11 protein-coding genes and 4 pseudogenes are annotated in these 10321 nt (G+C 68.7%); 2 read left to right on the forward strand and 13 right to left on the reverse strand.

The window, feature by feature from the left end; translation table 11 throughout:
- Positions 1–295 precede the first annotated feature (295 nt).
- Positions 296–664, reverse strand: a complete 369-nt coding sequence (locus tag GA0074692_RS34405) for a hypothetical protein (protein ID WP_141725466.1) — start codon at positions 662–664, stop codon at positions 296–298.
- A 206-nt stretch (positions 665–870) separates the two neighbouring features.
- A complete protein-coding gene (locus GA0074692_RS32860; protein ID WP_218106737.1) occupies positions 871–1122 on the reverse strand; it encodes a hypothetical protein in 252 nt (83 codons plus the stop codon).
- 588 nt (positions 1123–1710) lie between these two features.
- On the opposite strand from GA0074692_RS32860, the gene GA0074692_RS32865 reads away from it, so the two are divergent.
- Positions 1711–2061: a hypothetical protein gene (locus GA0074692_RS32865; RefSeq protein WP_091652187.1), complete on the forward strand. Its 351-nt coding sequence runs from the start codon at positions 1711–1713 to the stop codon at positions 2059–2061.
- Positions 2062–3353: 1292 nt separating this feature from the next.
- On the opposite strand, the gene GA0074692_RS32875 is transcribed toward GA0074692_RS32865, so the two are convergent.
- From GA0074692_RS32875 to GA0074692_RS34410, 4 genes are all read right to left on the reverse strand, one after another.
- Positions 3354–3593: a hypothetical protein gene (locus GA0074692_RS32875; RefSeq protein ID WP_091652193.1), complete on the reverse strand. Its 240-nt coding sequence runs from the start codon at positions 3591–3593 to the stop codon at positions 3354–3356.
- Positions 3594–3979: 386 nt separating this feature from the next.
- The gene (locus GA0074692_RS32880; RefSeq protein ID WP_091652197.1) at positions 3980–4228 is read right to left on the reverse strand and encodes a hypothetical protein; all 249 of its coding nucleotides are present in this window, start codon (positions 4226–4228) and stop codon (positions 3980–3982) included.
- Positions 4229–4245: 17 nt separating this feature from the next.
- Positions 4246–4479, reverse strand: coding sequence for a hypothetical protein (locus GA0074692_RS32885; protein ID WP_091652201.1), 234 nt, complete (start codon positions 4477–4479; stop codon positions 4246–4248).
- An 893-nt stretch (positions 4480–5372) separates the two neighbouring features.
- The gene (locus GA0074692_RS34410) at positions 5373–6215 is read right to left on the reverse strand and encodes a hypothetical protein (protein ID WP_141725467.1); all 843 of its coding nucleotides are present in this window, start codon (positions 6213–6215) and stop codon (positions 5373–5375) included.
- A gap of 1124 nt (positions 6216–7339) precedes the next feature.
- Here GA0074692_RS34410 and GA0074692_RS34415 point away from each other — a divergent pair.
- On the forward strand, positions 7340–7645 hold the full coding sequence (locus GA0074692_RS34415; RefSeq protein ID WP_141725468.1) for a hypothetical protein: 306 nt from the start codon (positions 7340–7342) through the stop codon (positions 7643–7645).
- Positions 7646–7751: 106 nt separating this feature from the next.
- Here the strand turns inward: GA0074692_RS34415 and GA0074692_RS37075 are convergent.
- The 7 genes and pseudogenes from GA0074692_RS37075 to GA0074692_RS32915 all read right to left on the reverse strand — a co-directional run.
- Positions 7752–7933 (reverse strand): annotated as a pseudogene (locus GA0074692_RS37075) (hypothetical protein); the annotation flags it as partial.
- On the reverse strand, positions 7902–8168 hold the full coding sequence (locus tag GA0074692_RS37080; protein WP_425413414.1) for a DUF7426 family protein: 267 nt from the start codon (positions 8166–8168) through the stop codon (positions 7902–7904). The pseudogene GA0074692_RS37075 and the gene GA0074692_RS37080, both read right to left, overlap by 32 nt.
- Positions 8129–8470 (reverse strand): annotated as a pseudogene (locus GA0074692_RS37085) (DUF7426 family protein); the annotation flags it as partial. The gene GA0074692_RS37080 and the pseudogene GA0074692_RS37085, both read right to left, overlap by 40 nt.
- A gap of 100 nt (positions 8471–8570) precedes the next feature.
- Positions 8571–9122 (reverse strand): annotated as a pseudogene (locus tag GA0074692_RS37090) (phage tail tube protein); the annotation flags it as partial.
- Between the two features lie 116 nt (positions 9123–9238).
- Positions 9239–9685: a minor capsid protein gene (locus GA0074692_RS32905; protein WP_245730573.1), complete on the reverse strand. Its 447-nt coding sequence runs from the start codon at positions 9683–9685 to the stop codon at positions 9239–9241.
- A pseudogene (locus GA0074692_RS32910) lies at positions 9685–10042 on the reverse strand (hypothetical protein). The gene GA0074692_RS32905 and the pseudogene GA0074692_RS32910 overlap by 1 nt, the downstream one beginning before the upstream one ends.
- A 3-nt stretch (positions 10043–10045) precedes the next feature.
- A partial coding sequence (locus GA0074692_RS32915; RefSeq protein WP_218106738.1) for a hypothetical protein occupies positions 10046–10321 on the reverse strand: 276 nt, incomplete at its 5' end.

Raw genomic sequence — 10321 nt, forward strand, 5'->3', positions numbered from 1 at the left:
AACAGCAGGCCACCGACGTCCGGGCCCGGACAGCAAAGTGCCCGTCCTGTTCGCTAAAGGCGGGGCTACTCACGTTAAAGTGAAGAGAAACTTGTTATTTGATCTTTAGCTATCCAGGTCAGGAAGGTGTTCCCCGCACACGCGGGGTTGATCCGTTCGCGATCGGATTGCAGGTCGGGTCGAGACCGTGTTCTCCGCACACGCGGGGGTGATCCACTCACACGACGAAACGGCCCCGCTATTCCACCCGGGAGAGCGGGGCCATTGGCATTGGTCGGGCGGCTCCGAAGGGAAGTCAACGTCCCTCTGGGGAACTTCTCCGGCCACCAGCCGACGGCCGGCGACGCCTTGAGCTACGGCCGCCTGCTTTCGTGTCATCATCCTGCCGCTTGGCTGCGTTGTCGTTACGTGCCCTGAGAATTGCTGTCACGCCCATCTTCAGCATGACGCCCACTGCCAGGAAGGGAGCGACCGTCGCCGGCACGGCTCCTGCTACCAGCGCCGCTAGCTCCTTCGCGCCCACGGGATTCGTTTGGACGAACTCGGCAACGAAGCGGAGGTAGTAGTAGATGTACATGCAAGACAATGCGGTGACGGTCGCCAGCACCGCCAAGCCGAGAACGAAGAGACGCCTACCTGTAGCGAAGTAGTTGTCGTACAGCATCTTTTTGGGCCTTTCGCGGGTTCGGTGGGGGTACATGCAGAGTCGCCCTTTACCTGCCCGGCTGGGCCTTCTGCATACGCATGACCTTGCCGGACAACATGGGGGCAGCGCGTTGTCGGCAGGCACCAAACCGCACTAGAACCTTTGGAGAAAACCTACAAAAGATCACTCCTCGGACATGACAAAACACGGCCCCGCCCTCCCCATCACGGAGAGCGGGGCCGTTGATGTTGGTCGGTACGCCGGTCAGGGCTGGCCGAGGTCCGGACGCGGCGTGTGCCGCGCCAGGTACCCGCCGATCCCGCCGCCAGCGCCGGCACCAGCGGCGCAACGAAGATTTCGACGGTGTCCGGCAGGTCCGTGATCAGGGTCGTGTCCGTGGTGCCGTTGACGATGGCCAGGCCCGCCAGGGCGAGCAGGTACGACCATGCGGCCGACGCTTTCACCTTCTTCTCCATCGGGGCCGGGGTAGAGCTGCGCTGCGTCACGGTGTACCTCCAGGTACGACGAGGCCCGGACCGCGCGGTCCGGGCAGGGGATGGTCAGGTCAGGGCGGGCAGCCGAGGGACGAGCGGAGCTCGCCGATTTCCTGGGCGATGCGCCGGCCCCGGTCCGTCTCCGGCGGCGGGCTGCGGTCCGACAGCAACGGTCAGCAGCTCACACCACCGGTGATCCGCCTCCTCCTGGGCGTGATGGGTGTACCAGATGCCTGTCCCCGCCACCGCCAGCGTGGACACGAGGATTGCGAGCAACGCGTACCAGAGCGGTACCGGTCGTCGATGCGGGCTCACCGGGGATCACCCGCCGACGGCGCGGACGACGGCAACGGCGAGGGCGGCGGCGGCTCCGGCGAGCCCGGCGCGGACGACAATCCGGTGCCCTGGGTATACCCAGCCAGCCAGAGGCGCAGGACGCCCGGCCCGGCCATCAGTGCGGCGCTGACCAGCAGCGGAGGCCATCCCGCCCCGGTCACCAGGGAGTGGGCGAACCTGCCACCCCGGCGACGAGACAGGTGATGTCCCGCAGCCACGGCACGCGCGTTTGCTGTGGCGTCACTCACGTGCCTGGCCCTGGCCGGCGGTGGCGAGCAACTCGCCCATCCGTCGGAGCACCTCCGTGGCGTCGAGGGTGCCGTCCTGGCCCTGCTCGACGAGCGCGCGCAGCTCGGCGTCGCGGCGGCCTCGGTTGCTGCCTGCTCGGCGAGCTGCCGGCGCGTCTGCTCGCCCTGCGCCTGGATCGCCTCGAGCACCTTCGCCTGGCTGCCGCCGGTCACCGCGGCAAAGGATCGCCTCTTCGCGAACCCGCGCGTCCGCCAGCTCAGCCAGGACCGAGTTCCGGGTCTGGAGAACGTAGTAGTTGGTGCTCGACAGCACGCCGGCCACGGTGGTGGTGGGTGAGCTGTATGCCACGCCCTTGCCTGTGACCAGCTTTGATCGGGTCGGTCAGTTCCATCTCATCTCCGTTCATGGCGCGCTTGACCTGTCCAGCAGGTGGTCCCAGGGGAAGTTGGGACGGGGTCGGTGTGGCTGGTGCCGCCCCAGGCCAGCCGCATGTCGTTGTGCCCGTAGAAGGCCCGTACCTTGGGGTTGGCCTTCATTTCGGCCACGGTGGCCCGGCGGGGTGCGATGTCGTACTCCCGGCAGACCACCGCAGCACCTCGGCCAGGCGGTCCCACGCCACGTTGGCCAGCCACCACTGCCGGCTGGCCGACACCCGGCCAGTGATCTCCACCGAGATGCCGTTCTCGTTGCCGGTGCTCGACCCGGCATGGCCGGCGCCGCGACCGGGTGTCCAGCGACTGGACGACCGAGTCCCCGTCGACGTAGAAGGCGAGCCGACACCGTCGGTGCGGCGGGTGGCGTAGGACGCCTCCGCTCGGCCGTGGCGGTGTTGTCGGTGGCGTGATCGCGATGCCGAACTTCTGACCGTCGCGGTCGTCGTAGGCATTGCGCCCCTGCTTGAAGGGGATTCTGGACCTTCACGGCGTCTCCAGCGGGTGCAGGATCGCGATTTCCAACAGTTTCGGTGCAGTGGCGCGTCGAGCAGGCTGATGTCCCATCCGGCGTCGATCCAGCCCTCGGGATGCCGAGCTCGGCCCGGATGCGGTCCAGGTGCTGCTCGACAACGGGTTCGGGTCGACGGCGATGCCATCTCGTACAGGTGGATCTCGTCGCCGGTGGGCGTCCTGATCCGCAGGTACCACATGGTCATGACGCACCATCCGATCCCAGTGACGCTCATCGCCGGCTGGTGTCGGCGGTGACCGCCGTTCGAGCGCTGCACCGGAGTCCTGCATCGCGTACAACTCAACGTAATCACCGATGTCGAGGTATATGAGCGTCGTGCGGCCACCACCGAGTTCACGTTGGCTCCGGCGGTGGACTGGATCAACACCTCGTACCGAGGACGCTGGAGCCGTTGACCGCCCAGCGCACGCCGCGCCTGCCCGTCGTGTTGTTGGCCCAGCTAATGCCGCCCCGCACAGATACAGGCCCGGTAGCGAGCGGTATATCTGCTGGTGCTGCTCGACGTCGAGTGCCCGCCAATCCCGTCCAGATCGTATCGAAGTCCTCGACGCCGAACAGCACCGCCGTCCACGTGCCGGACGTGAACGACTGAGTGACGGACTGCCGCACTTTCGCCGCTGGCTTCCGCATCAAAAAACGCAACGGATCGCGGACGTACGCGTTCAATTCGTACTGTTGAGCGCGTCGATGCCGTTGGCCCACGCGGGTTTGGTTTCGGGTACGACGGCACGGTGTCTCCTTTCAGTAGCGACGATCGCGGATTCGCCACCATGTCGCCGACGACCGGGCAGGCCGTGGTACGCCCGGCGACGGCCCAGCAGCGGCGACGTGTTGAACTCGATGACCCGCACCCGGCCGGGGCCGATGGTGTGCCGGATGCCCTGCACGATCAGGTGCGGCACGTCTCCGGGCTCCCCGGCGCATGCCGGTCAGCTCGATCCGGTCACCCACCCGCAGCGACAGCAGTTGCTGCCGCTCGGCGACGGTCCGCCGCAGCATGTTGATCCGGATCGACGGGCACCGTGTCCGCGCTCCCCGTGCGCGGCCAGCGCCCAGGACGCGAGGTTGGCGGCGTCGTCGGCGATCGCGCTGGACAGCTCGTACGGCTGCCCGGTGACCCCGTACCGCGCTGCCCGGACCGGTCAGACCGGCGCACGCTTCCCCCGCCGGCGATGGTCACGGTCACGTCGGTAACCGGCCGGTCAGGCCGGTACCGAAGGTGCCGCCGGCTGATCCACCCCACGGGATGGCCAGCGCGACCGGCTGTTGTACCGCTGGACGCGGGGGATCAGGGTGATCCGGCCGTCCCGGCGGTGATCAGGGTGTCCTGGCCGCCCTGGGCGGCGGTCTTCAGCGCGGCTGCGGGGCTCACTCCGCCAGCCGGCCCGCTGTAGCGGGTGCTCGCTGCGGCCGGGCGTCCACCTCGGACGCGGGGATGCCCGCGTACCCAGCCAGGTGACCACCGCTCGGCCACCGTCTGCCGTTCCAGGCCCCGGTAGCCGTGGGCGTGCTGGGCCAGGTGGTCCGCCCGGGTCATCGTGGTCGCGTCCGGGCCTACCGCACCTGCACGTGGGCCAGCGCGCCAGACCAGCCGGTCCCGATCTCAAGGAGGGTGTACGACTGCGCGCCCGGGGTGGTGAAGGTCTGCGACGCGGTCGCGTCCGCGCCGACCCACAGTTCGTGCAAGCCGGTCGCCAGGTTGAAGCGGGCGGTGACCAGCCTCCACAGGTCGAATCGTACGGCGGCCGACGTCCGATCGGCGACGACGCTGCCGACGCCCGGGTCCACGGTGCTGCCCGCGTAGAACAGGTCCGGCCGACATGCTGATCTGTCGGCGGTAATCCGCAGGACGTGGCCCGTTGTTCCGCGCAGCTGACCAGGAATCCGGCGGGTTCCTCGGACGTGGGAGCCATCTCGTACTCGCCCAGCCGCGCCCACACCGACACGGCGATGGTGTCCGTTGCCGACACCGTCAGTGGCAGCGCGCCACGAGGTCGCGTCGGCGAAGGCCGAGAGCCGTCGACATCCCCGACCGCTCCACCTGGCGTACCGCTGGTCGTCACCCGGCGGCCTTCCGTGTCTGCTGCCGGAGCAGTCGTCCGGATCCGCGAGCACCTGGGCGCTGGACCAGCCGAACGGGACCCGCTCCGTGGTGTGCCGGTGGGATGGACAGGTACGGCATCCGAGGCTATCCGACAACGGGAACCACTCGACGAGCTGCCTCCGTGCGCCCGGATGTGCTCGGCGAGGGTGCCCTCGAAGGCCGGCGCCGACTCCAGCGGCCCAGCCGATCCACCGCCGTCACCCGCACCGGCTGCGAGCTGCGCGAATCCACGATCGGCATGTCCGGGATCTCGAGTAGCCGTGCCGAGGAGATACTCCACCCGCCGACCGTCTCGCGATCTGCACCGCCGGCCTTGCTCCACCGCCGTAGTACGGGCTGGCCGATTCCTCGGCGTGAACAGTTGTCGCCGTTCTTCAGCGCCCAGCCCATCTCGGTGGCCTGATTCCGCAGTCTCGTCCTGCGGCCGATCGTGACCTCACGGCCTGGCCGCCGTCGCCGTAGTGCACCCGGTCCGTGATGTCCGTGTAGACCAGGCCGGATCGTCCGGTCATGTCCAGGCCCACGCGCACGCTGATAGTCGGGTCCGCCACTGCCCCTCCGCGCTACGTCGTCGTGCTCATGCCCAGGTAGCGGCCACCGACTGCCACGCAGTGATGCGGCGTCGATCAGCTCGTCTTGATCTGCCGGCCGTCGGGGTGGCGACGATGAGCCGCAGCACCCGATACGGCGGTCGCCCGCCGCCGTCGGCGAGCGGCTGACGGTCCCCGCGGCCGAGGTGCACCAGCTCCGGACCGCGCTCACCACCACGGCCGTGCCGGCGCGCAGATGTGACCGCCTCAGCGAGTACGGATGTTCGGGTGGAGAGGGTGACACTGGGATGCCATGCCCAGCACCGACCCGCCACGAGGGTCAGGCTGAAGTTGTTCCACTTGCCGATCATCCAGTTCAGGGCGCTGCGGAATGCATCTTGATCCCATCGAACATGCCGCGCGCCTTCGCTCGATCCGGCCCGGTAGCCACTGAGGAAGTGACGACCTGATCGAACTTGTCGGTGATCAGCCCAGGCGGATTCACCCGTCAACGATGCCGTTCCACAGTCCGGCGAAGAACCTGCCCACCCGGTCCAGAAGCGGAGAAGACGGCCCACAGGTTTGGAAGGCGCGACCAGGAAGTCCCACACGGCCAGTGCGCGCTCTGATGATCTCCCAGGCCCCGATCCAGAAGTTCCGGAAGCCTCGAATTTCATCACAGGCCGACGACAGGCGATAAGCCGATGACGGCCAGGATGATCAGGCCGACGGTTGAGCATCATGGCGACGTTGAGTGCGATCTGAGCGGCGGCCCAGAGCTTGGTGCCGAGCACGACAGGCCGATGATGCCGGCGAGGATGCCGAGCCCAGTCGCCACGGACCCACCAGCCGGAGTTGCGCTGCAACCAGCCGAAGGTCTTCTCGATCATCGGATGGCTCGCAAGCTTCTCGACCAAGGCACTCTGGGCTTGCCTTTGAACGCCTCAGCTTCTGCGAGCGCTCTGCTCGAGGCTTGGCCGCCTTGTCGGCAGCCCGGCGACATCACCAGCCCGTCCCCGCGACTTCATGTGCGAAGAACTCGGGATGTCCTGGACGTTCAGGTCCTCGAGCGGGTGCCGAACAGGCGATGGCGGTGTTGCTTGCGCCGTCGATCCTTGATCGACAGCAGCCCGGACACGATCTTCTGGAAGCGGCCTGCGCGTATCGCCGCCCTTCAGGATCTGGTTGGACATGGTCTCGGCGTCCAGGCCGATCGCCTTGTACGCCCGACGGAATGGCCGACATGTCGGTCGCCCGGAGCGTGAACTCCTTGATCGCGTCCCGCCTTGTCGATGCCGTACTTGCCCTTGGAGCTGGCTTCCACCAGCAGCGCGAACGCCTGCGACCCGTCGAAGCCGAGGTGCGAAAGAACTGGCCGTACTCGTCCCAGCCTCGAGGAAGTCCTCCGGAGGCAGCCGGCACCTTCCCGCTGGCGACGGTGATCAGGTCCAGTGCCTGGGTGGCGTTGTCGGCCAGCCCGGACCCGATCAGCGTGGACACTACTGCGTGGCCTCGGCCACGTCGGTGCCCACGCGGTGGCGTACGCCTGCACCTTGACCGTGAGGTCCTCGATCGCCTTCGCATCGCCCTCGGGTACGAGCTTCGCGGACGCCACGCCTGCACGGCCTGCATCGCCTCGGCGCCGACTCGCCGAAGCCTCGCCGTAGACGTTGCCGGCGACCTCGCCGAGCTGCTTGGCAGGCCGGGTCACCGACCTGCGCGGCCAGCCTCGCCCTGGCCTTGTCCAGTTCCAGGCCCTGGAGGAGCCGGCACCGATGCCGGCGGCGAGGCCGCGCCGATGAGCGGGCCCTGCTGGCGGATCGACTCACCGGCCTGCTGGAGCTTCTGCTTGGCGGACTTGATGCCACGGTCGAGGGCGTGTCGTCAGCGCGCAGGTACGCGACCAGCTCACCAGCTTGAGCGCCACGAGATCACCTCCACTGTCGGATCAAGGACCGTTCGGGCCGTCACCGGCGGTACCGTGCGCGGTTGTCCACCCGTCACAGGAGCATGAGTGAGAGCACGGCACGTAGCGGTCGCCGTCGTTGCGGCGATCGCGTTGGCGGCTGCGGTAGCAGCGAGGAGACCCGGAGGCGACTCCAACCACGCCGGCGCGATCAGCTCCGAGGCGGTCGAGAAGGCGCTGGAGGCTGCCGGCATCCCGCCGAAGCCGGACCAGAAGACCGCTGACGCCTACCTGGCCGCGCTACGGAAGATCGACCCGGACATCGTCGGAGACAAGGACCCAGACCGGATCATCGACCGGGCCGGGACCAGTGCCGCACCATCAAGGACTGGCCGAACGACGAAGCCAAGGTGATCATGTTCGCCAACACGCGGTTCACCTCACCGGACCAGCCGAACGGGTTCGGCGAGGCGAAGGCGAAGAAGATCAACGAGGTGGTGCGTAAGCACCTCTGTCCAGCTACTGACCGGCGTCTCGGGACGGGCGCGAACGCCCGTGCAGCCGGGTGTCCGCCGCCAGCAGACCGGAGATCCGGACGTCGAGCCACCGCCAGGATCGGGTCCGCAACAGGGCTCGGTCCTCGACGTCAACGCCGTATACGTCGTGCAGGTCAGCCTCGACGAGCGCCCACCGGCTCAGGATGTCCGCCCACGAGACCCGGTCCGCGTCCTGCTCCTGCCGGACCTCTTCCGGGTAGTCGTACCACTCGTAGAGGCCGCTGGCGGCGTCGCGGCGGCCCGTCCGTACGGTCTTCCGGCCACTGGCCGGCGCTCCTGACGGTTCGCCGGCCCGGTGCTTCCGGGCGGCCACCGGACGTCCAGTACCGCTGCGCCGCCTCCTCGCCCGCGATGATCCACAGGTAGGCAGTCGCCCGCAGAACTGGATGTACGGGTCCGGCACCCGGTCGGCCACCATCTGCTGGTAGACGTCGCCCAGGACCCGCTCCTGCAAGGTGATGTTCCTCCGCCGGCAGCTCGGGGAGCGCCTCGACCGCAGCGACCGCGGCCTGAATCTCGTCGGTGCCAGTGGCGGCGTTGACTTCCCGGCGACGGCGGCGACGCGGCGGCACCACAGTCCCAGCTCTGCCGACGGCAGCGGCAAGGTGTACTCCTTGCCGCGTACCGTCAGCGTCAACCCGGGTGACCAGTAGTCGTCCAGGTCGCCGAACTTCGCACCCATCAGGCGTACGTGTAGTCGTCGGCGGGCGCGTTCGGGCTGGTGCCGCCGGGGTCGTCACGGTCACCTGGACGGTGCCGGCAGCACCGGCCGGGGCCGTGGCCACGATGTGGGTGTCGCTGACCAGCGTGTAGTTGGTGGCGTTGTTCGCCCCGAACTTGACCCGGTCGCACCGGTCACGCCGGTGAACTTCGAGCCGTAGATGTTGACCAGTTGCCGCCGGCCGTGGGTCCGCCGCCGGGTTGAGTCCGGTCACGGCCGGCACGGCGCTGGCGGCCGGGTTGGTGATCGGGGTCAGCGGGCCTTGGCCTGGATGACCACGCTGACCGTGTCGAGGGCACCGGTGCCGCGCCGTCGTGGGCCACGCCTTCACGTACGCCCGGCCCTCGAAGCTGTCGCCGGCCAGTCCGTTGCGGTCGTACCAGCGGACCCCGAACTCCGCCGACGCCACGTTGCTGGCCTTCGCCGCGTTGAAGCGGTTCCGGAGGAAGGCGTGGACGCTGTCGATGCTGGTGCCGGCCGCGTTCGTCGAGTGCTTGATCTTCGCCTCGATGCGCCAGTTGTAGCCGGTGACGGCCTCCCGGGCCGCGCCGTCGTCCTCGTAGGTCTCGTCGGACTCGGTGCGTAGCTCCTCGATGAGCTTCAGCTCCTCGATCCGATGAGCTGCTGGTACTGGCTGGCCGGGTAGGTGGCGGTGTCGATGTCGACGCGCATCCGCCGGGCGAGGGCGGTCACGCGGGTGGTGGGGTCGTCGCCATGACGGTCCTCTCCTCAGTCGTGCGGTTGCTGGTCGGGCGCATGGCCTCGACGTAGTAGTTTGTGGCTGCTTTCCCACCGGCCGTTCGCGTCGGCGCCGAGCGCGGTGTACGACTGCCGGTACACCTGCACGATCGGGATTTCGCCCCAGACCAGGCCGTGAGCGCTGTCGAGCGCGTCAAAGACGCTGTCGCCCAGGTCCTCGGCCACCCTGGGATCCCGGGTGCCGCGCACGCGGATCTGGACGCCCTGGGTGTAGTCGGCCAGCCCCGGCGGGGAGGCGACGACGTACGGGGCGAGCGTGATGATCCGGTCCGGACTGGTGGGGATACCGCGGATGGTGATGCCGACCTCGTTGGCCTGGTAGATGCCGCTGTCCCGCCAGGTGCCGATACCGGCGGCCTGGAGGTGCAGGGCGAGGCCGGTGAGGAGTCGTGAGGTCCAGCCGTCACCGGCCGCCATCAGGGGCCGCCCAGGGGCTTGCCGGCGGCCTTCGCGATCAGCGCCAGCATTCACGTCGCGCTCGGTGCCCATCGGCTCCTCCAGGTACTTCGCCTGCCGCCCGTCGTCGTGCCGCAGGGTCATGTCCTCGTGCTGACGAACGGCGTAGGAACCGGTCAAAGCTGACCGCGACCAGGCCAGACGCCCGGTCGGAGCTGACCTCACCGGACCGCTCCAGGTCGCCCTCCTCGTGCGGGCGAGGCCACTGGACACCTGGAGCAGATGCTCGGCGGCCAGCTCGGAGCCGTCGAAGGAGGCGTCAGACATCAGCGCGAGCACCTTGTCGCCGTCCCAGTCGAGGCGGAACTCGTCGGCCATGGGTCACTCCAGGGACAGCTCGACGTGCTCGGGCAGGCCGAGCCCGTGGTCCTCCATCACGCTGACGGCGAGCACCTTGGCGGTGCGGCCGGTCCACGGCAGGGTGACCAGGCTGGACGGCGGGGCGACCGTGGCCATCGGCGCGAACACCGTGGTGGAGGAGACGCCCTCAGCGCCCTCGGCGTCCTGGGTCTGCACGACGACCCGGCGGTGGTGTCGTCGACGACGCACGGGCCCACGTCGACGGGGTCGGCGTAACACGTCGCCGTACGCGCCGGA

Source organism: Micromonospora pallida, assembly GCF_900090325.1.
Classification (GTDB): Bacteria; Actinomycetota; Actinomycetes; order Mycobacteriales; family Micromonosporaceae; genus Micromonospora; species Micromonospora pallida.

What these genes read in the sequence shown, in the direction of transcription:
- GA0074692_RS34405 (WP_141725466.1), bottom strand. Translation starts at nt 664, where the DNA reads ATGCTGTACGACAACTACTTCGCTACAGGTAGGCGTCTCTTCGTTCTC.
- GA0074692_RS32860 (WP_218106737.1), bottom strand. Translation starts at nt 1,122, where the DNA reads ATGGAGAAGAAGGTGAAAGCGTCGGCCGCATGGTCGTACCTGCTCGCC.
- GA0074692_RS32880 (WP_091652197.1), bottom strand. Translation starts at nt 4,228, where the DNA reads ATGACCCGGGCGGACCACCTGGCCCAGCACGCCCACGGCTACCGGGGC.
- GA0074692_RS34410 (WP_141725467.1), bottom strand. Translation starts at nt 6,215, where the DNA reads ATGATCGAGAAGACCTTCGGCTGGTTGCAGCGCAACTCCGGCTGGTGG.
- GA0074692_RS32905 (WP_245730573.1), bottom strand. Translation starts at nt 9,685, where the DNA reads ATGGCGGCCGGTGACGGCTGGACCTCACGACTCCTCACCGGCCTCGCC.